The sequence below is a fragment of the Hymenobacter sp. genome, from assembly GCF_035709525.1.
Lineage (GTDB): Bacteria > Bacteroidota > Bacteroidia > Cytophagales > Hymenobacteraceae > Hymenobacter.
Genome location: NZ_DASTEP010000124.1, coordinates 15649 through 35779 on the forward strand (window position 1 = coordinate 15649; position 20131 = coordinate 35779).

The 20131-nt window shown below is 62.3% G+C and carries 22 protein-coding genes and 1 tRNA gene; 8 read left to right on the top strand and 15 right to left on the bottom strand.

Annotation, left to right across the window (positions count from 1 at the left end; genetic code table 11):
* Positions 1–38 precede the first annotated feature (38 nt).
* The 7 genes from VFO93_RS10605 to VFO93_RS10635 form a co-directional block, all read right to left on the bottom strand.
* Positions 39–845, bottom strand: coding sequence for an SDR family oxidoreductase (locus VFO93_RS10605; protein ID WP_325134346.1), 807 nt, complete (start codon positions 843–845; stop codon positions 39–41).
* Positions 846–1052: 207 nt separating this feature from the next.
* Positions 1053–2354 carry an aminotransferase class III-fold pyridoxal phosphate-dependent enzyme gene (locus tag VFO93_RS10610; RefSeq protein ID WP_325134347.1) on the bottom strand — a complete coding sequence of 434 codons (1302 nt, stop codon included), beginning with the start codon at positions 2352–2354 and terminating at the stop codon, positions 1053–1055.
* A gap of 150 nt (positions 2355–2504) precedes the next feature.
* The gene (locus tag VFO93_RS10615; RefSeq protein ID WP_325134348.1) at positions 2505–3458 is read right to left on the bottom strand and encodes a transketolase family protein; all 954 of its coding nucleotides are present in this window, start codon (positions 3456–3458) and stop codon (positions 2505–2507) included.
* Between the two features lie 130 nt (positions 3459–3588).
* Complete coding sequence (locus tag VFO93_RS10620) at positions 3589–4446, bottom strand: transketolase (RefSeq protein ID WP_325134349.1); 858 nt, start codon at positions 4444–4446, stop codon at positions 3589–3591.
* Between the two features lie 136 nt (positions 4447–4582).
* A complete protein-coding gene (locus VFO93_RS10625) occupies positions 4583–5377 on the bottom strand; it encodes a glycosyltransferase family protein (RefSeq protein ID WP_325134350.1) in 795 nt (264 codons plus the stop codon).
* Between the two features lie 71 nt (positions 5378–5448).
* Positions 5449–6516: a hypothetical protein gene (locus tag VFO93_RS10630; protein ID WP_325134351.1), complete on the bottom strand. Its 1068-nt coding sequence runs from the start codon at positions 6514–6516 to the stop codon at positions 5449–5451.
* Between the two features lie 71 nt (positions 6517–6587).
* A complete protein-coding gene (locus tag VFO93_RS10635; RefSeq protein WP_325134352.1) occupies positions 6588–7058 on the bottom strand; it encodes a hypothetical protein in 471 nt (156 codons plus the stop codon).
* A gap of 189 nt (positions 7059–7247) precedes the next feature.
* Here VFO93_RS10635 and VFO93_RS10640 point away from each other — a divergent pair, with 189 nt between their 5' ends.
* The 3 genes from VFO93_RS10640 (at position 7248) to VFO93_RS10650 (ending at position 12144) form a co-directional block, all read left to right on the top strand.
* Entirely contained in the window at positions 7248–8531 is a 1284-nt protein-coding gene (locus VFO93_RS10640; protein WP_325134353.1) for a TSUP family transporter, read from the top strand.
* Between the two features lie 407 nt (positions 8532–8938).
* A complete protein-coding gene (locus VFO93_RS10645) occupies positions 8939–9142 on the top strand; it encodes a hypothetical protein (protein ID WP_325134354.1) in 204 nt (67 codons plus the stop codon).
* A 41-nt stretch (positions 9143–9183) separates the two neighbouring features.
* Positions 9184–12144 (top strand): heparinase II/III domain-containing protein, encoded by a 2961-nt coding sequence (locus VFO93_RS10650; protein ID WP_325134355.1) that lies wholly within the window; start codon positions 9184–9186, stop codon positions 12142–12144.
* Between the two features lie 312 nt (positions 12145–12456).
* On the opposite strand, the gene VFO93_RS10655 is transcribed toward VFO93_RS10650, so the two are convergent.
* The 8 genes from VFO93_RS10655 to VFO93_RS10690 all read right to left on the bottom strand — a co-directional run bounded on the left by VFO93_RS10655 (position 12457) and on the right by VFO93_RS10690 (position 15952).
* Positions 12457–12533: transfer RNA gene (locus tag VFO93_RS10655), tRNA-Asn, on the bottom strand.
* A gap of 92 nt (positions 12534–12625) precedes the next feature.
* Entirely contained in the window at positions 12626–13069 is a 444-nt protein-coding gene (locus VFO93_RS10660) for a hypothetical protein (protein ID WP_325134356.1), read from the bottom strand.
* A gap of 63 nt (positions 13070–13132) precedes the next feature.
* Positions 13133–14110, bottom strand: a complete 978-nt coding sequence (ftsY, locus tag VFO93_RS10665; RefSeq protein ID WP_325134357.1) for a signal recognition particle-docking protein FtsY — start codon at positions 14108–14110, stop codon at positions 13133–13135.
* Between the two features lie 208 nt (positions 14111–14318).
* Positions 14319–14474, bottom strand: coding sequence for a DUF4295 domain-containing protein (locus VFO93_RS10670; protein WP_325134358.1), 156 nt, complete (start codon positions 14472–14474; stop codon positions 14319–14321).
* Between the two features lie 8 nt (positions 14475–14482).
* The gene (gene rpmG / locus VFO93_RS10675) at positions 14483–14665 is read right to left on the bottom strand and encodes a 50S ribosomal protein L33 (RefSeq protein ID WP_208133098.1); all 183 of its coding nucleotides are present in this window, start codon (positions 14663–14665) and stop codon (positions 14483–14485) included.
* A 219-nt stretch (positions 14666–14884) separates the two neighbouring features.
* Complete coding sequence (gene rpmB, locus VFO93_RS10680) at positions 14885–15124, bottom strand: 50S ribosomal protein L28 (RefSeq protein ID WP_144847815.1); 240 nt, start codon at positions 15122–15124, stop codon at positions 14885–14887.
* A 195-nt stretch (positions 15125–15319) separates the two neighbouring features.
* A complete protein-coding gene (locus VFO93_RS10685) occupies positions 15320–15505 on the bottom strand; it encodes a DUF5522 domain-containing protein (RefSeq protein ID WP_325134359.1) in 186 nt (61 codons plus the stop codon).
* A 9-nt stretch (positions 15506–15514) separates the two neighbouring features.
* Positions 15515–15952, bottom strand: a complete 438-nt coding sequence (locus VFO93_RS10690) for a hypothetical protein (RefSeq protein WP_325134360.1) — start codon at positions 15950–15952, stop codon at positions 15515–15517.
* Between the two features lie 88 nt (positions 15953–16040).
* Here VFO93_RS10690 and rocD point away from each other — a divergent pair, with 88 nt between their 5' ends.
* From rocD to VFO93_RS10715, 5 genes are all read left to right on the top strand, one after another.
* Positions 16041–17285, top strand: coding sequence for an ornithine--oxo-acid transaminase (gene rocD, locus VFO93_RS10695; RefSeq protein ID WP_325134361.1), 1245 nt, complete (start codon positions 16041–16043; stop codon positions 17283–17285).
* Between the two features lie 12 nt (positions 17286–17297).
* A complete protein-coding gene (locus VFO93_RS10700) occupies positions 17298–17837 on the top strand; it encodes a hypothetical protein (RefSeq protein WP_325134362.1) in 540 nt (179 codons plus the stop codon).
* An 88-nt stretch (positions 17838–17925) separates the two neighbouring features.
* The gene (locus VFO93_RS10705) at positions 17926–18510 is read left to right on the top strand and encodes a hypothetical protein (RefSeq protein ID WP_325134363.1); all 585 of its coding nucleotides are present in this window, start codon (positions 17926–17928) and stop codon (positions 18508–18510) included.
* A gap of 100 nt (positions 18511–18610) precedes the next feature.
* A complete protein-coding gene (gene hemB / locus VFO93_RS10710) occupies positions 18611–19603 on the top strand; it encodes a porphobilinogen synthase (RefSeq protein ID WP_325134364.1) in 993 nt (330 codons plus the stop codon).
* Positions 19603–20118, top strand: a complete 516-nt coding sequence (locus tag VFO93_RS10715; RefSeq protein ID WP_325134365.1) for a GNAT family N-acetyltransferase — start codon at positions 19603–19605, stop codon at positions 20116–20118. The genes hemB and VFO93_RS10715 overlap by 1 nt, the downstream gene beginning before the upstream one ends.
* Positions 20119–20131 lie beyond the last annotated feature (13 nt).

A 20131-nucleotide genomic window follows, 5' to 3' on the forward strand; every position in this document is an offset into this window, starting at 1 on the left:
AAGCAGCCAACCGTACGCGGACTACAAAGTCCGCGCAACTAAATCGCCGTCCAGCCGCCATCCACCACGAGGTTGGCCCCCGTCATGTAAGCCGAAGCATCCGAGGCCAGAAACACCACGGCGCCTTGGTAATCGGTAGGCGCGGCCATGCGCCCCAGGGGCGTTTTGGCGCTGTACTGCTTCACAAAAAAGGCATCCTGGCTGTTCTCCACGCCGCCCGGCGAGAGCGTGTTTACGCGCACGCCCTTGGCGCCCCAGTAAGCCGCTAGGTAGCGCGTGAAATTGACTACCGCGCCCTTGGTAGTGGGATAAGACGGTGATTTATAGAACGTCTGCTCACCGGCCTCGTTGCGGTAGATGCTCTGGTCGGGCCCAACGATGCCGTAGGTACTCGCCACGTTGATGATGGAACCACGGCCTTGCTCGGCCATCGGCGTGCCGAATACCTGCGCGGCCAGAAACAGCCCCGTCACGTTCACCTCCAGCACCTGCCGGAAGGTCGCCACCGGGAAGTTCTCAAACTTGCTGAGGTCGGCCGCCAGGGCCGGGTTCTCGAACATGTCGTTGATAGCCGCATTGTTAACCAGCACGTCGATGTGCCCGAAATTCTTGATAATTTCATCACGGGCGGCGGCCAGCGACTCGGGCGAGGTTACGTCCACGGCCAGCGGCAGGTGAATGGCGCCCGGCAGCGCGGCGGCCACTTCGCGAGCCTTGTTGAGGTGCAGGTCGGCTACTACCACGTGGGCACCGGCCAGGGCCAGCGCCTCGCAGTGCTTTTGGCCGATGAGGCCGCACGCGCCGGTTACGATGGCGGTTTTGTTGGTTAGGTCGAAGAAATTCATGTAGGATTTTACCTAACGCAGCGCCTCACCCCTAGCCCCTCTCCGAAAAGGAGAGGGGGACTAGCCTCTAGTTCTTAGCTCTAGAAGCTACTGTGGGCCAGCTACCTGCGTAAGCAATAAATTAACTAGAGCTAAAACTAAAAGCTAGTTCCCCTCTCCTTTTCGGAGAGGGGCTAGGGGTGAGACGCTGCGTTAGGCGAGCTAAGCCTACTTCGCCTTCACCGGCGCGGCGTTCGTCACCTTGCGGAATACGGCTTCCACCGGCTCGCCTTCCAGGCGGCTAGCCACGTCGCCCTTCTCGATAGCGTCTTTGAGCAGCGGCAGCACGGCGCGGTAGGCGTCCAACGTTTTAGCCACGTCCTCGTCGGTGTGCGAGAAGCTCATGTTGTGGAAACCGCCCCACAGGATGCCCTGCTTGAACAGCTCCTGCTGCACGAAAGCCTTTACTTCCAGCGGGTTGCCAGCGCTGGCGTCGAAGGTCACGATGCTGCGGCAGTCGTAGCCGTAGCACTTGGTGTAGCTGCTGAGGCCGAGCTCGGCAGCGATTTGGTTGTAGCCTTCCTTCAGCTTGTTGCCCTGGCTGGCCAAAAACGCGGGCACGTTTTTCTCGCGCATCTCGCTGATGGTGGCGATGGTAGCCGCCAGGCTGAGCGCTTCACCGCCGAAGGTGGTGAAGAAGAATACGTCCTGCTCAAACAGTTGCAGCACGTCCTTGCGGCCGGTGAGTAGGGCGATAGGCATCCCGTTGGCGCAAGCTTTCGAGTACACCGCGAGGTCGGGCGTGATGCCGAAATACTCCTGCGCGCCGCCAATAGCGATGCGGAAGCCCGTCCACATCTCGTCGAAAATCAGCAGCGTGCCGTTCTCTTTGCAGAGGCGGGCTACCTCGTGCAGGAAGTTGTCCTTGGGCGCGTCGAAAATGAATGGTTCCAGGATAACGCAGGCCACGTCGGGCGTCAGCACAGCCTTGAACGAGTCGAGGTTGTTGTACTCGAAGGCCGCTACCAAGTCCTTGCTTTCCTGCGGGATACCCTTGTCGCGGCTCGTGGTGCCGATGTACCAATCGTGCCATCCGTGGTAGCCGCAGCACAGCACGTCCTTGCGGCCGGTGAAGGCGCGGCTCACGCGCACGGCCGCCGAGCACACGTCAGCCCCGGTTTTGGAGATGCGGATGCTCTCGGCGTTGGGGATAATCTCGTGAATCAGCTCGGCTACCTCTACTTCCAGCTCGTGCATCATCGAAAACGTGATGCCGTCTTCGAGCTGCGCCTTGATGGCTTCATCCACGCGGGGGTAGGCGTAGCCCAGGCTCAGCGGGCCGATACCCATCTGGTAGTCAATGTACTCGTTGCCATCGACGTCCCACACGTGGGCACCTTTGCCGCGCTTCACGTACTTGGGGCTCGCACCTTTGGTGTACTGGCCCGGCCCCTTGGCGAGGGTTTGGGTCACGGGCGTCATGATTTTCTGCGCCCGGGCGTAGAGGTCGTCGGATTTGGGGAAATTCATAAGGATTAGCTGGTTAGCCAGAATGTCAGAAATAAAAACGCCTGTCATGCTGAGCTTGCGAAGCATCTCATCACGATAGAATCGTCGGGTTCAACAATCCGGACGTGATAGGATGCCTCGCAAGCTCAGTATGACAGACGGGGAGCCATATTACTCGGCAAACTCGTTTTCAACCACTTCCGTTTTCTCGTTGAAAACGTGCTGCTTATCACCCAGCTTCTCGCCGATGCGGCGGGCAATGTGCTGGCCGGTGAAACCTTCGTACTCCAGCACCTCGCTAAGGCGGCCGGGCTTGTACCACTTTTCCTTGAGGGCCAGCGGCAGCACCTTGGCGGTCAGCTCATTCTCCAGCAGCAGCTCGGCCACGATGGAGTAGAGGCCGCCGGTCTGGAAGTGGTCTTCCAGCGTCACCACGAGGCCGCCGGTTTTCACCACGTTCAGCACGGCTGCCGAGTCGAGGGGCTTGAGGCTGCGCAGGTTCACGAGGCCTACCGAGTAGCCGGCTTCGGTCAGCAAGTCCTTAGCTACCAGGGCTTGCCCGAACAGCATGCCGTAGGTGAGGATGGTGACGTCGTGGCCTTCGCTCACGATTTCAGCCTTGCCGATTTCAAACGGCGCGTGCTGGTAGGTGGCGGGGCGGGTGTTGACGCGCACGTAGGCCGGGCTGGGCGAGGCCCAGATGGCGGGCAGCATGGCCAACATGTCCTGCTCATCGGCGGCGGCGAAAACCGTCATGCCGGGGATGCCGCGCATCAGCGAGATATCCTCAATGGCCTGGTGGGTCGGCCCGTTGCCATCCGACAGAAAGCCGGGCACGAACGAGCTGATTTTCACCGGCAAGTTGGCAATGCCCACGTCGGTGCGGATAAACTCGAACGCCCGCAGCGTGAGGAAGGTAGCCAGCGCGTGCACCACCGGCACGCGCCCGCGCAGGGCCAGGCCGGCCGCCGCGCCAATCATGGTTTGCTCGGTGATGCCGGTGTCGATGAAGCGCAGCCCGAGCGGCCCCGGCAGGTTGCGGATGAGGGCGCGGTTTTCGGCCGTCATCACGATGAGGCGCTCGTCGGCGAGGGCCGTTTCGTGGATTAATTGCTCGTAATTCATATCGGTTAAAATTGTCATGCTGAGCGCAGCGCAGCGGAGTCGGAGCATCTCTGCCGGTGAACTAACTCCTAACGCTAGCAGCGAAGCGGTAGAGATGCTTCGGCTTCGCTGCGCTCAGCATGACAGTTAGTTATCTAACAGTGAGGGTTTCGCTGGTGAGCGTGGTAGCTTCCTGGCTGTGCAGCTCTTTGAGCAGCTCCGTCACCTCGTCGCTGCTGAAGTTGCAGAACCAGCGGTCGGCGCGGCGCTCGATGCTGGGCAGGCCCTTGCCGCGCACCGTGTCGCAGATGATAACCGAGGGCTTTTCCTGGCTGAACGGCAGGGCTGAAAACGCCTCTTCCAGCGCCACGAAATCGTGGCCGTCGATGCGGCGCACGGCGGCACCGAAAGCCTCAAACTTGGGCGCCAGCGGCTCCAGCGGAATCAGCTCCTCGGTGGCGATGTTGGCCTGGAAGTGGTTGCGGTCGACCACGAAGGTCAGGTTGTTGAGCTTGTGGGCGCTGGCTACCAGCACGGCTTCCCAGCAGGTACCCTCGTTGAGCTCACCGTCGCCGGTTATCACGATGACTTTCTGATTTTGGCCGCGCAGGCGGGCGTCGAGAGCTACGCCCATGGCTACGCTCGGCAGGTGGCCCAGCGAGCCCGAGTGAAACTCCACGCCCGGCACGTTGCGGTTGGGGTGCCAGTAGATGCTGTCGCTGGTTTTCAAGTGATTATCCAGCCGCTCCTTGGGCATGAAGCCCAGCTCGGCAAACACCCCGTAGAGCGCCGGCACGTCGTGGCCCTTGCTCAGGAATAGGTAGTCGCGCTCCGAGTCGGTGAGGTTGCCGGGGTGCACGTTGAGAAAATCGGCGTAGAGGTACACCAGCAGGTCGGCGCAACTCAGCGAGGCGCCCGTGAAGCAGCCGCCATCGGTGCTGAGGCGCACGATGTGCTCGCGCACGCGCAGGGCGAGTTCTTTTAGCTCGTTTTGTTTTTCGGAGGTCATAAGGGCGGTGTCATGCTGAGCGCAGCGCAGCGGAGTCGAAGCATCTCTACTTCAATACTAGCTCCTAACGCTAGCAATGAAGCGATAGAGATGCTTCGGCTTCGCTGCGCTCCGCTCAGCATGACAGTTACTTGTTTTACAATTGCTTGGTATTGCCCGCGTCCACCGTTTTGAGTTCGTCCAAGTGGTTGCGGTACCAGTTCACGCCGGCCAGGTCGGCATTCAAGGCGTAAATGTCCGGCCTTTGTTTTAATAAAGTCAGGATATCGTCCAAACCAAACTCGGGATTAACCGGATAAAGCGCTTCGTACACGGCCTTTATGAAGTCATAATCGGCCGGGTAATCGATGGTGAGGCGGTGCGACATCGAGTAGTCCAGCCCCGTTTCCCAGGTGATATTAGCCAATCGGAAGCGCTCGGGGTTTTCCCAGAAAAAAGGGGTAGTGTGCTCGCGCTCCAAGGGGCGGCGGGCCTCGCGCCAGGCCGTTTCGAGCGCCGCGAAGGTCATTACCTCCACGTCGTTGCCATCGGGGTAGGTAGCGGGGTGCAGGTTGCTGACAAAGTCGTACTGGCCCTGCGTTTCCTCATAATAACCCAGCACCTTATCGATAATGGCCGGGTCGATGAGCGGGCAATCACTCGGGATTTTCACTACTGCCTCCGTTTCGCCAAAGTGCCGCGCCGCCTGGTAGTGGCGGTCGAGCAAGTCGAGCGCCGAGCCCCGAAATACTTCAATACCGTGCTGCGCGCACAGCGCGGCCAGCGGGTCGTCGCTTTGCTCATCGGTGGTGATGACGGCCACGCGGCCCGCCCGGGTGGCCAGTTGCACCCGCTCTACCTGGCGCACCAATAGCGGCTTGCCGCAGAGGTCGAGACTTACTTTATCGGGAAAGCGCGAGGAGCCGCGCCGGGCCTGAATTAGCGTGAGCATAAGCTAGAGTACAAAACGTAACGCTGGCGGCACAAAATGTAATATGAACGGCCCTAGAGTTCCCGGCGTGGCTAGTGCGTGGCGGGGGCCAGTTCGGCTGGGGCGGGCACCTCGGCGGCCGGCCGGTACTGGCGCAAAAACTCCGCGCCGGAGCCCGCAAACTGCCCGTATTGCCGGCACAGGTCGGCAATGCGGCGGGCGCTGGTGCCGCCATTCTGAATGGGCAGCTTGCGCTTGAGGTCGTCGACATCGAAGTAGGAATGCACGGGGATGCCAAGCGCCAAACCCACGTAAGCTACAGTACTATACTGCGTTATCAGCTCTACGCAGTTGGCTATCATTTCCTCGGTGTTGCCGCTGGTGAAAATGCGCGTGCCAGGCGGGGCCCATTTTTCGACCTCGGCGGTGGCGCGGGCCATGTTTTCGTTGGGGTGAAACTTGAAGAACATGGGCCGCCCGGCCGCGATGCGGGTAGCGTGCCGGATAAACTTTTTGCGGTTATCGGGCCGGTAGGTTTCGCGCATGTCGGTGGTGGCCACCAGCACGTAGCCGCGGTGCGGAAAGCTATTATTGCGCAGCTTCTCGATGTTGTCGAAATTCGGAATGCCCGTCACGATGAGCTTATCCTTGTCGACCCCGATTTTCTCGAAGTGCTCGGCGTAGCCCGGCGAGGCCACGCAGTACACGTCGCAGATGTTGTTCATCCCGTTCAGCGCGGTGCTGATGGTGAGGATGGGAAAGTTGGTAAACTTCTTCACCAGGCGCGCCCACAGGTTGAGCGGGTCGGTCATGCCCTCCTGCACGAACACCGACTTGGTTTTCTTGAGCAGGTTCCAGGGCACGATGATGTCGGAGCAGCACACGATGAGGTCGTACTCGTGGCCGAATACGCGGTTCTCGAAGTCATTGCGCAGGTTGTGGGCGGCCAGGTACTTATCGCCCTTTTCCTTGATGTGGCCCTGCACGATGGTTTGCTTCAGCCCGCCGGTGCGCAGCAAAAACTGGTAGAAGCCCCGCATCCAGCCATCGTAGTAAAGCTGGCTGAAATAGGGCTCGTACTCATCCTCAAGCAGCTGCGCGATGCCGTGCATCTGCGTAGTCTGGTTGGGCGAGCCGATTAAATAAAGCGCCTTTTTCACAAAAAATACGTGTAAAAATCACGCAAAAATACACTAGCGCCGCCTTGCGGGCGGGGCGCGAAGCTATCGGGCTACTGCGCGCGGTAGGTCACGTTGCGGCCCAGCAGGCCGGCCGTTTTGGTGAGCTCGTCCCAGGCCACGCTGGCGCGGCCTTCGCGCTTTTCGCCGGGGTATTCGATGAGCTTATAGTGCTTGCTGGCTAGCTCGGGGGCGTAGGTGCCGGTGAGCACCAGCTGCCGGCCGCGCACGGCCCCATCGAGCACCACGGCCCCTACCTCCGACACGGCGCGGGGCTCGGTGCGCACGGTCAGCTGCTCGCGGTTGACGTCTTTGATGGCGTAGCCCCGGTCGACGAGGCCCTGCATGAGGGCGGTGAGGGCCACCAGGCCGCTGTCGCGGCGGGCGATGAGGGCGGCATTAGCCTTTTTAGGAGGCAGCACTACCGGCGCTTTGGGAGCCGCTGCGGCGGGGGCCGCCGGGGCTTGCTGGGCCAGGGCCAGGGTAGGCAGCAGCGCCAGGCTAAGAAGAAGCAGGGGTTTCATAAGGGGCGAGGTACTAAGCAGAAAGAACTGAACGGAAGCGGCACCAGGGCGGCGGACGGGCGGCAGCCAGCGGACCACCGCCCGAAGCTACAAAGGTCGGGCTAGATGACGGTACCAGCGGCCTGACATTTTACCGGCTGGCCGGTTTAGGGCGCGGGCCTGGCCGCTGGCCCGGCCATCCTGCCTTTCTTGCAAGGTATTTTAGGCTGCGACGCGGCCCGCCCCATGCCCACCGACGCCCCTACCCCTGCTTCATCAGTAGCTACCGCCGCCGTGCCGGTGTTTCTCGACCTCGAGCAGCGGCGCGTGCTGCTGGTGGGCGGCGGGGCCGAGGCCCTGGCCCAGCTTGGCACCGTGCTGGCCGCCCACCCCACGGCCCGCGTCACGGTGGTGGCCCCTACCCCGATGCCCGAGCTCGTGGCCCTGGCCCAGCGCCACCCGCAGGTGCGGGTGCTGGCGCGCGCCTTCGAGCCGGCCGACCTGGCCGGGCACGACCTGGTGCTGGTGGCTACCCCCGATGCCGGGCTGCTCGGCCGCGTGCGGGCCGGGGCCGCCGCCCGCCGCCTGCACGCCGTGGCGGCCTTCGGCCCTGCCGAAGAAGCCGAGGCCACCGCCTACTGGCGGCGCGTGGCCACGTGGGCGCTGCTGGCCTTCGCGGGATTTTTGATGCTCACCATCTTGTCGTACTACTTCACCTGGCAGCAGGCGTGGGCAGGGGTGCGCGGCGCGGGCACGTTCTACACGTTCGTGGCCGTGGGCTTCGTGGCCCAGCTGATAGATGGCATGCTGGGCATGGGCTACGGCATCGTGTCGGCCATCAGCCTGATGACGCTGGGGCTGCCCCCGGCCTCGGTGAGCGCCAGCATTCACACGGCCGAGATGTTTGCCAGCGGCGCGTCGGGCTACCACCACTACCGCTTCGGCAACGTCAACAAGAAGCTATTCAGGGTGCTGGTGCTGCCCGGCGTGGCCGGCTCAGTGGCCGGGGCGCTGCTGCTCGCGCGGCTGGGCGAGGCGCACGTGGCCTACCTCAAGCCGGTGCTGGCCGTGTACCTGCTCGTGCTGGGCGCGCGCATCATCAGCAAGGCTCTTAAAAAGCAGCCGCAGCAGCGCCGCAAGGTGAAAAATGCCGGCTGGCTGGCCAGCGCGGGCGGCTTTCTCGACTCGTTTGGCGGGGGCGGCTGGGGGCCGCTGGTCACGAGCACGCTCATTGCCAACGGCCGCACGCCGAGCTACGTCATCGGCACGGTGAGCCTGGTAGAGTTTTTCGTGACGTTCGCCAGCGCGGTCACATTTTTTTCGGTGCTGGGCTTCAAGCACTGGCAAATCGTGCTGGGCCTCATCGGCGGGGGCGTGGCGGCCGCGCCCATTGCCGCCCGCCTGGCCGGCCGCCTACCCACCCGCTGGATGTTCGTGGGCGTGGGTGCCATGGTTATTTTCTGGAGCCTCTGGACGCTGCGCAAGCTGCTATAAGTCGCCCCCACCCGCTGGGCCTGCCCAGAGGCGCTTCTTAAGCTGCCTTTCAGCCGGTGCCTCCAAGGGTGCTTTTGGGGTTCGGCCATTGCGGGCGGCGGGCAGACGAACTTCCGTGCACGAACAATTTCAACTTCATAAAGTGCAATAATAACTCAGCACCACCCGCCTATGATTTAATTGTTACTAACCGATGATTAACATTATTTTGTCTATAATAAATTGTAATTAATTTACTAATTGCGCCAATTATATTCTTTTTAAAAACCTAAGTAATATCTTAGAAGTATAAACCAATAAGCTGAACCGTTGCGCACTACCCGGCTACTTGCTACCGGCCAGGCGGCGCTTACTACCAACGCTCTTTTGCGCGGGCTGCTTTTTTATCCATCTTACTACCGCTAGTTATGCACACCACCACTACCTGCACCCGCCAGCTGCCCGATACGGCCGCCTGGCTGCTGGCCGCCGGGCTGTTGCTGGGCCTACTCGGCCTGGGCAGCCTGGCCCGTCCGGCGCTCGCGCCCGCCCAAGGGCAAGCCCGCTCGCGCGCCGCCGCGCCGCCCGCCGCGCGGGTAGTGCCCGCGTCGTGGCGGGCAGCGGCGCCGTAGCCCACCGCCCGAGTTTGTTATAAGTAGCTATCCTATACCCTGTGAATAAATTAGTTGTTATCCTGCTCGCGCTGTGCGGCGCGGGGCAGCTCCGCGCCCAGTCGGGTGCCTGGCTGCCCGATAGTGCCCGCCCGGCGTATCCGCGCACCTTGCTCGCAGCCCCGGCCCTGCCCCAGGTGCAAGCCTCGCTGGCCGAGCCCGGCCGGCGCGCCATCTACCAGAGCCTGTGGGCCGACGTGCAAAGCCCGCCGCCCACCGACAACACCTCGGCCAGCGGGCGGCGGGCGCGGGCCACCTGGGCCAAAAACGCGGCCTTCGCAGTGCTGCTAAACCGGCAGCCGGCCGGCGCGGGCCTGGCCCCGCTGCCCGCCGAAACGCACGATGCCCTGGCCGCCAGCGCCCGCAGCCTGCTCGAAAGCCTGAACACCGAAGTAGAGCCCTTCGCCACCTGGACTGGCACCATGCCCTACACCGAGTGGCAGTGGCGCTCGAAGGAGCTGATTGACTACCTGATAGCCTACGACCTGCTGCGCGGCGCGGGTGAAAGCGCGGCCGCGCTAGCGGCCGGCCAGGCCCGGCTCCAGGTTTTTGCGGGCAACCTCTACCGGCAGTCGACCACGCCGCTGATGGGTATCACGTTTTACAGCGCCGTCAAAAACAACCACACCCTGATGACGGCCGCCGCCCTGGGCATGGCCGCCGTGGTGCTGAACGACGCGACCAGCACCGACGCCAACCAACAGCCCGCCCGCTGGGCCGGCGCGGGGCTGCACACCATCGACAACGTGCTGTGGCGCGACGCCCAGCGGCAGTCTGACTCGACGCAGGTGGCGGGCTACGCCGAGGGGCCGTACTACTGCAAGTACGCGCTGCTCAACTGCTTACCGTATTTCCGGGCGATGGGTAATTTTCTGCCCGATGGCCGCCTGCCTTACACTTTCGGCGGCAGCACGCGGAGCATCCGCAACCCCTATTTCGACCCCAAATACGACCGGCTATATGAGTGGCTGACGGCCATCCGGCTGCCCGACGGGCGGCTGCCGGCGCTGGAAGACTCCTACGTAGACATGGGCATGCCCGAGCTGGCCCTCACCGGCAAGCCGCAGTATGCCAAGCCGATGTACTACAGTAAAATAACGGGCACGGGCATGGCCTCCGACCTGGCGCAGCTGCGCGACGCCACCGTGGACATGCGCGCCGCCTGGCTGGCCGCCGCCGTGGCCCCCACCGCGCCCGCGCACCCGGCCCTGACGGTGCTGCCGGGCAGCGGCAACTTGATTTTTCGGTCGGGCGCCGACTCGGCCGCCACCTACCTGCACGTGTACGGCCGCGGCGGCACAGCCCAAAGCAACAGCGGCGGCCACAACCAGGGCGACGCCAGCAGCTTCATTTTGCACGCGCAGGGGCAGCTGCTGGCCCTCGACCCCGGCTACCTCAGCTACGGCCGCCGGGCCGAGGTGGGCGCGGCCACCAGCCACAACCTAGTGCTGGTAGATGGCGCGGGCCCCGCCCTGGGCGCGCCCGGCGCTACCAACTCGGCCCCCGCCGCCATCGAGCGCACCTTCCAAACGCCGCAGCTCAGCTACGGCGAGGTAACGACGAGCTACCAGCAGGCCCGCCTCACGCGCAAGACGCTGTTTGTGCGCAACACCTACTACCTGCTGGCCGATGCCGTGAGCGCCGCCGCACCCCGCACCTACACCTGGCAGCTGCACGGCTACGGCCTGGCGGGCGGCACGGCCGCCACTGGCACCTTCGCGGGCAATCTGGCTGGGCACGAGGGCACCTGGCAAAAAAACGGCGTGCGCCTGCTGGCCCACGTGGCGGGCACCGGCACGGCCGCCACCTATGCCACCGCTACCAACCCCCACGAAACTACCTATAACACCGCCGAAAACCACACCACGCTGCTGGTGCAGCAAAGCGGCACAACCCAAACGCAGTTTTTGAGCGCGCTCTACCCCTACGCTGCCCAGCCGCCGCAGGTGGCCACCACCAGCCAGGCCACCACGGCCGCGCTGGCCACCGCCGCCGAGGGCTTCGTGGATGTCGCCTTCGCGCAGGCCGATACCGTGCTGACTGCCGACGCCAGCGGCCGGCTGCCGCAGGCCGTGCAGGCCGATGGGCTGCTCAATTTTTATTCGGCCGACGCCAACGGCAAGTTCGCCCAGCTTTTTGTGCAGGCGGGCACCACGCTGCAAGTCGGCCCCGCGGCCGTGCTGACGTCCGCACGCCGGGCCGATATAAGCTGGCAGCGCCTCAGCCCCGGCCACTACGCCGGCTACGCCAGCCGCGCCACCACGCTGCTGCTGGCGCTGGGCAGCGCGCCCAGCGCCGTGCGCGGCGCGGGCGTGGCCAGCTACGCCTACGATGCCGGCTTACAGCAACTGCGCGTAGTACTAAGCCAGGCTTCGGACTTTGAGGTAGCGCTGCCGGCCGCCGGCAGCGGCACCGCACCGCTGCCGGTGGTGCTCACCGATTTTGCGGGCCAGCGCCAGAGCGCGGCCGTGGCGCTGAGCTGGCACACGGCGTCGGAGCAGCACAATGCGGGCTTCGAGGTGCAGCGCCGGACGGCGGAAGCGGCCGATTTTACTACCCTTGGCTTTGTGGTGGGCGCGGGCACGGCCAGCCGCAACACGGGCTACGCCTTCCGCGACGCGGCGGCCCCAGCCGGGCTGGTGTACTACCGCCTGCGGCAGCTCGACCGTGATAGCACCGCTACCTACTCGCCCGTGGTGGCCGTGGCGGGTACCACCCCGGCCGGGGCCGCCGAGGCCAGCATGCGGGTGTTTCCGCAGCCCGCCCGCGACTGGCTGCGGGTGCAGATGGCCGGCTCCGCGCCGCCCACCACGCTGCAGCTGCTCGATAACCTGGGCCGCGTGGTGCGCCAGCAACTTTGCCAAACCGAAACGCAGCTGGATGTGCGCGGGCTACCCGCCGGCCTCTACTACCTGGTGGCCAGCGGCACCGCTGGGCGTCAAAAAGTGGTCATCGAACCTTAACGCACTGGCTCGCGAGCGGGCATTACGGGCCGCCCTGGCAGTAGTGCCCGCTTCGGTGTGGCTAGCTACTGCCAGGGCATTGGGTCAGCCGCAGCTATAGCCTGGCTCCGGTTTCGGCAGAGATACCCGTTTGGCTGGCTGCGCCGGCATATTTTTAACCGCAGGCCGCACTGTTGGGGCTACTACTGGTGCTCGGCAATTGGGGTTTGCCCTGCGCCTCGTACTTACGCGGCGCGCTACCGGCTTCTGGCTAGCAACCCATGCGCCCTGAAACGAAGAAAGCCCGCCGGTAAGGGCGGGCTTTCTAAGCTTTGGCGCTCCCTCCTGGGCTCGAACCAGGGACCCTCTGATTAACAGTCAGATGCTCTAACCGGCTGAGCTAAGGAAGCTTTTCTAGTCCCGAAACCGGCGCTTTCGGGCCACAAAGATAGGAACACGTTTTTTGAATTTGCAAGCCAGCTGCAAAAAAACTTATTAAATTTTAATTTGAGATAGTTAACAAACTACCATTCAGGTTAGTAGTGTACGAGCGCAGCATGCGGTTGGCGGGGCCACCCGTTACCTGACCCTGCAAATCGAACTGCGAATTGCAGCAAGTATCCCGAAAAAACAGCCGCGAGCGGTCCAGGCTCACCAGCGAGCAGGCATCGTAGGGCTGGTAGGGGCAGTTGCGGTCGTAGGCGCGGTAGGTGCTCGCGTTCAGCCGCACCACGAATAAGCCCTTCACGCCGCCGCCCGCAATGCCCGACATGGGCAGCACCACCACGCCATTGTCGTAGCGCAGCGCCTGGTACTGCTGGTTGGTGATGTTGATTTGAGTGCTGAACGACACCGACGGAATCGTCTGGGTCGTCGTAGCCGAGCTGCCGCAGGCCGCCAGCCCAAACAACGCCACGCTCGCACCCGCCAGAATCATGTTACGCATAAATCAAAGAATCAAAGCGATAAATAAACGCGGGCTGGCGGCAACTTATTCCATCCGGCCAACCTACTTTTTAAACAGCGAGTTCACGAACGTGTGCCGGTCGAAGAGCTGCAAGTCCGTCATCTTCTCGCCCACCCCGATGTAGCGCACCGGGATGCTGAACTGGTCGGAGATACCGATAACCACGCCGCCCTTGGCCGTACCGTCGAGCTTGGTGATGGCCAGCGCCGACACCTCGGTGGCGCGGGTAAACTCCTTGGCTTGCATAAAAGCATTCTGGCCCGTGCTGCCGTCGAGCACGAGCAGCACCTCGTGCGGCGCTTCGGGGATAACCTTCTGCATCACGCGCTTGATTTTGCTGAGCTCGTTCATCAGGTTCACCTTGTTGTGCAGGCGGCCGGCGGTGTCGATGATGACCACGTCGGCACCCATTTCCACGCCTTTCAGCACGGCGTCGTAGGCCACGGCGGCGGGGTCGGTGTTCATGCCGTGCGAAATGACGGGCACGCCCACCCGCTGCCCCCACACGATGAGCTGGTCTACGGCCGCCGCCCGGAAGGTATCAGCCGCACCCAGCACCACCTTCTTACCGGCGCTGTGGAAGCGGTGCGCCAGCTTGCCGATGGTCGTGGTTTTGCCCACGCCGTTCACGCCCACTACCATTATCACGAAGGGGTGGCCGGGCGTATCGGGCCGGTCGAGGATGGCGCGCGAGCCCGTGGTGCCCGCGTTGGCGTCGAGCAGGTCGGCTATCTCTTCGCGCAGAATGCGGTCGAGCTCGCCGGTGCTCACGTACTTGTCGCGGGCCACGCGCTTTTCGATGCGGTCGATGACTTTTACCGTGGTGTCGATACCTACATCGGCGTGCACGAGCAGGGTTTCGAGGTCGTCGAGCACGGCCTCGTCCACGGTGCTTTTGCCCACCACGGCCTTGCTGAGCTGGTCAAAGAAGCTGGTTTTGGTTTTTTGCAGGCCTTCGTCGAGGGCCTGCTGCTGCTCCTTGTTTTCCTTGTCTTTCTTAAAAAAATCGAAGAGGCCCATATACTTGGCGTGTCATGCTGAGCGCAGCGAAGCATCTCGCATGGGGTAGTACTCAATACATTATAGGTTTACTGCGCCACGCGAGATGCTTCGTCTCTGCTTAATGCGCAGAATGCTCAGCATGACCGTTCAGAGAAACAAACTGGTTTACACGAAAAAAGTCCCACGAAGGTGGGACTTTTTTATATCATCGGGGCACGGCGGCAGCTTATTTGCCAGCCAGCGCGTCCTGTACTTTATCTACGGGCACCATTTCCTCACGGAAGGTGTAGGCACCGGTTTTCTCTGATTTCACGGCGCGAATGACTTTAGCCCAGTCTTTGCCCGTGGCGGTTTTCAGGGTTGCTACTACTTTCTTAGCCATGACTCAGGTTATTTAATTTCCTTGTGAACAGTCATTTTGCGCAGTACCGGGTTGAATTTCTTCAGCTCGATACGCTCGGGGGTGTTCTTGCGGTTCTTGGTGGTGATGTAGCGCGAGGTGCCCGGCATACCCGAGTTTTTGTGCTCGGTGCACTCCATGATAACCTGCACCCGGTTTCCTTTCTTGGCCATCGCGACGGGAGGGGGGAGTTAATTTTTGAATTAGGTTTGCAAAGGTACGATTTTTTTAGGGAAACCGCAACCCCTTGGTGGCCTGACTCCTGCGCACCGCCCAGCCGGACGCTGGGCATCCCGCTCGCTACAGCAGCAGCGCCGCAACCGGGTAGCCGTGGTGGCCCGCCCGGTTTCGGCGCTCATACAGGCCCGAAAAACTAAGTCGCTAACTGCGAACTAGTAGGTGATGAAGCCTTGCTCCTTGGCCTTCTTCAAGGTGGCCATGATGCCATTCTTGTTGATGGTGCGGATGGTCGAGGCAGCTACGCGCAGCGTTACCCAGGCGTCTTGCTCGGGGATATAGAAGCGCTTCTTTTGCAGGTTCGGGTAGAACTTGCGCTTGGTCTTGTTGTTGGCGTGCGACACGTTGTTACCTACGCGGGTACGCTTGCCGGTCAAATCACAAACTCGGGCCATGATATAGAAAGGTTACTTGATGCTATTCCGAAACGGGCCGCAAATATCGGCATTTTTTAGCCAACTACCAAATAGTAAATGAGTAAGTGAGTAAATGGGTAAATCTAACCCACTTACTCAGCCTCAAAACGGGCCGCATCTGTTCACCGCACGGCTCTGAAAGCAGTTTAGCTCAGCAAGCTCAACCTTACTCAGCTACTCATTTACCACTTTACTACCCCGCCACGGGCAATGCCGGCAGCCACTGCCGCAGCAAAAGCCCCGGCGGCGGTGGTATTGCTCGGTGAAGACCATATAGCCTTCGGGCGTGTAGTAGAAGTCACCTGTTTGAAGCGGCTGAGCGGCAAAGGCAGTGAGGCGTGGGTCGGTAGGCATAGGCATGGGTAGCGGTTAGCGCAGCAGGTCGTCGGGCCGAACTTGCCGGGGCACGGGCAACACATTGTCGCGGCCCGTAAACTGCCGATACTGCTGATAAGCCTGCACGCGCGGGTCGGCCCCCAGCAGCCAGCTTGCCACTGCGCCCGCCAGCGATGCGCCGGTGGCTACCGGCGAGTTCTGGCGGTAGTACACCAGTTGATTATCGGGCAGCACGGGCCCACGCTGGCGGGCAACGGGCGCAAGCGGCGCGTAGGCCGCCGCCCGCACCGTAGGAATGGGGGCCGCCGCTGGCGGGGCTACTACCGCGCCACCCGGCAGCGGCGGCAGCGCGAGCGATAAAGGCACTGCCCTGTAGCCCGGCAAGGGCGCGGGCAGCAGCAGGCCTTGGGCCTGGGCAGCAGCCAGCTTAAAGCTCAGAACAGCAACGGGTAACAGCGAGCGGCGTAGCATAGCGAGGCGGGAAACGCGCGGAAAGGCAACGGGCGCTTCCCAACGGCGTAAATTTACAACAGTAATCGCTGCTTCTTACCCATTTCCTATGTCTGTCCCCACCCACTTCGTTTCGCACGCCGAGCGCCTCATGGCCCTCGAAGACCAGTACGGTGCCCACAACTACCACCCGCTGCCCGTGGTGCTTTCGCGCGGCAAAGGCGTGCATCTGTGGGACGTGGAAGGCAAGCGCTACCTGGATTTCTTATCCGCCTACTCGGCTGTTAACCAAGGGCATTGTCACCCGCGCATTATCGGGGCGCTGACCGAGCAGGCGCAGCAGCTCACGCTCACCAGCCGAGCGTTTTTCAACGACCGGCTGGGCGCGGCCGAGCAGCAGCTCTGCGAGCTTTTTGGCTACCAGAAAGCATTGCTGATGAACTCGGGAGCCGAGGCCGTCGAAACCGCCCTCAAGCTGGCCCGCAAGTGGGGCTACCAGGAAAAAGGCATCGCGCCCAACCAGGCGCGCATCATCGTGGCCGAACACAACTTCCACGGGCGCACCACGGGCATCATTTCCTTCAGCACCGACGGCGACAGCACGGGCGGCTTCGGCCCCTTCGTGCCCGGCTACCAGGTAGTGCCGTATGACGATGCAGAGGCGCTGGCCGAAGCCCTCAAAGACCCGCACGTGTGCGGCTTTCTGGTCGAGCCCATCCAGGGCGAGGCGGGCGTGGTAGTGCCCAGCGAAGGCTATTTGAGCCAGGCCGCCAAGCTCTGCAAAGCGCACAACGTGCTGCTTATCACCGACGAAATTCAGACCGGGCTGGGCCGCACCGGCAAACTACTGGCCACCGACTACGAAGACGTGCGCGGCGATATTCTCATCTTGGGCAAGGCCCTGAGTGGCGGCGTACTACCCGTGTCGGCGGTGCTGGCCGACGATGAGATTATGCTCACCATTCAGCCCGGGCAGCACGGCTCTACGTTCGGCGGCAACCCGCTGGCCTGCGCCGTGATGCAGGCTGCGCTCGATGTCTTAGTAGATGAAAACCTGGCCGATAATGCAATGCGCCTGGGCAAGATTTTCCGCGAGGAAATGCGCCTGCTGCAAGCCGAAGTGCCCGAGCTGGTAGAAACCGTGCGCGGCCGGGGCCTGCTCAACGCCGTGGTTATCAGCCCCACGCCCGATGGCCGCACCGCCTGGGACGTGTGCGTGGCCCTCATGGAGCGCGGCCTGCTGGCCAAGCCCACCCACGGCGACATCATCCGCTTTGCGCCGCCGCTCGTCATCACGGAAGCCGAATTGCGCGATGCCTGCGCCCTGATTGCCGACGTTATCCGGGCTTTTTGAGTATAAGGCTGCATGAGAAAAATTTTAGTTCTGGCCCCGGCGCTGCTGCTGGCGGGCTGCCATAGCGCCCAGGTAGTTACGCAGCCCGCCACGCCAGTTGCCGAGCCGTTGGCTATTGCCGCGCCGACCGTGCCCTTCGATTCGGCGTTGGCTGCTACCGTTACTACTACCCTACCCGCCCCTGCTGGGCCAGCAGCCGCTGCTGCTACGCCGGCCGCAACCCGGCCGCAGGTTCAGAAAGCCCCGCGCCCGGCCCAAAAAGCGCCCACGCTCGCGCCGCTGGCTACGGTCAGGCTTGCCGCACCGATAGCCAAGCAGCTGGCTCACAAGCTTCAGCGGCAGCGGCCTACCGAGGGCGCGGCCGAAAACGGCCTGGGCCGGGTGGCGCTGTTTTTTATTGGCGTGGTGCTGGCCGTGCTGGCGGGCCTGGCGGCGCTGGTGAGTTTGATTCCGGGCGTCAGCTTTTGGGGCGGGCTCGGGCTGGTGGCGGCCGGGCTGGTAGTGCTGTTTCTACTGTACTCGCTTTTTAGCGGGGGTAAGAAGAAAAAATAGCGGCTTACAACGCTAAGAGCAAGCCACGCATCTTCTTGTTATATATAGCTTTCTAAAACGTACAGTCTGGCTTTCCCGCTAGGCAGCCATGTCACGTACCATCCATTGCGTAGCTATGAAAGCGGCTGTTTGCGCCCTCCTGATTATCTGCCTGTCAGCGTGTCGACTCAGCCAGCCCTTGCCTTTTGTAGATGCTGGTTCAGCAGCAGCAGCTGCGGCTGGCGTTGCTACGGTTACTCCGCCAACAGCTGGCGCGGCAGCCGTTACCATCACTGACACCTCACCTGGCATATCGGCCAAACAAGCACCAGGCTTTCCGCGTCGAATAGCAACCCGGCAGCCGAAGCAGGCTAAAGCTTTGCCTTTGGTTCGCTATGCTTACCTATCCAAGCCAGCAAAAAACAGGCAACCTATTGCTACCAGTCTTTCTGGCGTTGCAGCCAGCGAACCTGCTATTAGCCCTGGCAAAAGCCTTCTCCTGGCCGGAATAGGAGGGATTATAGTACTAACCGCTATTCTTATCATTCCTTCGATTACGACTTTCGGCGGTGCTATTGTGATTGGCTTTGCATTAGCGCTAGGCGTAACGTTTTTGTTACTAGGTTTCTTTTCCTACTTGCTAGGGCTGTACGAAAAAGGGCGCGTAGCTCGGGCTGACAGGCCCAAAAAATAACTTGCCGCTGTAGTTGGTGGTTAATAAGGATTCCAAGTTTTTAAATGCAAAAGGTCATCTGGTAGTTATCCAGCGGCTTACGCTACCCTACTTACGCCCTATGTCCCTCATCCCCACGCACCGCCCCCGCCGCAATCGCAAGTCGCAGGTTATCCGCGACATGGTGCAGGAAACGCGCCTCACGACCCACGATTTCATTTACCCACTCTTCATCATCGAAGGCCAGAACCAGCAGCTGGAAGTGAAGTCGATGCCCGGCATCTACCGCTACTCGGCCGACCGCGTTATCGACGAAGTAGGCGCGGCCGTGGAGCTTGGCATCAACGCCTTCGCGCCCTTCCCCAGCATCAACGACGGCCTGAAAGACCGGCTGGCCCGCGAGTCAACTAACCTCAACGGCTTGTACCTGAAGGCCGTGGCCGACATCAAGCGGCAGTTCCCGGAGGTGGCCATCATGACCGATGTGGCGATGGACCCTTACAGCAGCGACGGCCACGACGGCGTGGTAGACGTGGATTCGGGCGAAATTCTCAACGATGCCTCGCTCGAAGTGCTCGGCCAGATGGCCCTGGCCCAGGCCCGCGCCGGGGCCGACATCATCGGCCCCAGCGACATGATGGACGGCCGCGTGGCCTGGATACGCGACGTGCTGGATAGCAACGGCTTCAGCCACGTCAGCATCATGAGCTACACTGCCAAGTACGCTTCGGCGTTCTACGGCCCCTTCCGCGACGCGCTCGACTCGGCCCCCAAAAAGGGCGACAAAAAGAGCTACCAGATGAACCCCGCCAACCGCCTCGAAGCCCTGCGCGAGTTGGCCCTCGACGAAACCGAAGGCGCGGATATGGTGATGATTAAGCCCGCCCTGAGCTACCTCGACATCATCCGGGAAGTGAAAAACCACACCCACCTACCCGTTACTGCCTACAACGTATCGGGCGAGTACGCCATGGTGCGCGCCGCCGCCCTCAACGGCTGGGTCGATGGCGAAAAAACCATGATGGAAGTGCTTATGAGCATCAAGCGCGCCGGGGCCGATGCCATTTTGACCTACTTCGCTAAGGACGCGGCCGAGGTGCTGCGGCGTGGATAATGGCTGCTGAACTTACCATCTACCGCGCCACGGTGGCCGACTTACCGGCCATCGTGGCGCTGGTGCAAGCGGTAGTGCCGCTGATGAACGCCGCCGGCAACTACCAGTGGACCAGCGAGTACCCTAACCAGTCGGTTTTTGAAAAGGACATCGCCCAAAACCACCTCTGGGTAGCCGAATTAGGCGGCGAGCTAGCCGGCATCGCCGCCCTCACCCAGGACCAGGATGCCGAATATGCCGACGCCGACTGGGACGCCGCCGAGCCCGCCCTCGTGACGCACCGGCTGGCCGTGGCCCCCAGCGCCCAGGGCCGCGGCGTCGCGCAAGCCCTGCTGGCGCAGGCCGAGCACGAGGCGCGGGCGCTGGGCCTGCGCACCCTGCGCGTGGATACCAACTCAGAAAACGCGGCTACCCAGCGGCTTTTCCCGAAGCTCGGCTACCGCTTTGCGGGCGAGATAACGCTGGCCTTCCGGCCGGGGCTGCGGTTCTTTTGCTACGAAAAGCGGCTGGGATAGCCGCGCTGCTTGA

Bases quoted from the DNA above. Each gene is read 5' to 3' on its own strand.
- ftsY (WP_325134357.1), bottom strand. From the start codon at position 14,110: ATGGGCCTCTTCGATTTTTTTAAGAAAGACAAGGAAAACAAGGAGCAG.
- VFO93_RS10610 (WP_325134347.1), bottom strand. From the start codon at position 2,354: ATGAATTTCCCCAAATCCGACGACCTCTACGCCCGGGCGCAGAAAATC.
- rpmB (WP_144847815.1), bottom strand. From the start codon at position 15,124: ATGGCCCGAGTTTGTGATTTGACCGGCAAGCGTACCCGCGTAGGTAAC.
- VFO93_RS10645 (WP_325134354.1), top strand. From the start codon at position 8,939: ATGCACACCACCACTACCTGCACCCGCCAGCTGCCCGATACGGCCGCC.
- VFO93_RS10625 (WP_325134350.1), bottom strand. From the start codon at position 5,377: ATGCTCACGCTAATTCAGGCCCGGCGCGGCTCCTCGCGCTTTCCCGAT.
- VFO93_RS10715 (WP_325134365.1), top strand. From the start codon at position 19,603: ATGGCTGCTGAACTTACCATCTACCGCGCCACGGTGGCCGACTTACCG.
- VFO93_RS10670 (WP_325134358.1), bottom strand. From the start codon at position 14,474: ATGGCTAAGAAAGTAGTAGCAACCCTGAAAACCGCCACGGGCAAAGAC.
- VFO93_RS10620 (WP_325134349.1), bottom strand. From the start codon at position 4,446: ATGACCTCCGAAAAACAAAACGAGCTAAAAGAACTCGCCCTGCGCGTG.
- VFO93_RS10615 (WP_325134348.1), bottom strand. From the start codon at position 3,458: ATGAATTACGAGCAATTAATCCACGAAACGGCCCTCGCCGACGAGCGC.
- rpmG (WP_208133098.1), bottom strand. From the start codon at position 14,665: ATGGCCAAGAAAGGAAACCGGGTGCAGGTTATCATGGAGTGCACCGAG.
- VFO93_RS10605 (WP_325134346.1), bottom strand. From the start codon at position 845: ATGAATTTCTTCGACCTAACCAACAAAACCGCCATCGTAACCGGCGCG.
- VFO93_RS10705 (WP_325134363.1), top strand. From the start codon at position 17,926: ATGTCACGTACCATCCATTGCGTAGCTATGAAAGCGGCTGTTTGCGCC.
- VFO93_RS10660 (WP_325134356.1), bottom strand. From the start codon at position 13,069: ATGCGTAACATGATTCTGGCGGGTGCGAGCGTGGCGTTGTTTGGGCTG.
- hemB (WP_325134364.1), top strand. From the start codon at position 18,611: ATGTCCCTCATCCCCACGCACCGCCCCCGCCGCAATCGCAAGTCGCAG.
- VFO93_RS10685 (WP_325134359.1), bottom strand. From the start codon at position 15,505: ATGCCTATGCCTACCGACCCACGCCTCACTGCCTTTGCCGCTCAGCCG.
- VFO93_RS10700 (WP_325134362.1), top strand. From the start codon at position 17,298: ATGAGAAAAATTTTAGTTCTGGCCCCGGCGCTGCTGCTGGCGGGCTGC.
- VFO93_RS10635 (WP_325134352.1), bottom strand. From the start codon at position 7,058: ATGAAACCCCTGCTTCTTCTTAGCCTGGCGCTGCTGCCTACCCTGGCC.
- VFO93_RS10690 (WP_325134360.1), bottom strand. From the start codon at position 15,952: ATGCTACGCCGCTCGCTGTTACCCGTTGCTGTTCTGAGCTTTAAGCTG.
- rocD (WP_325134361.1), top strand. From the start codon at position 16,041: ATGTCTGTCCCCACCCACTTCGTTTCGCACGCCGAGCGCCTCATGGCC.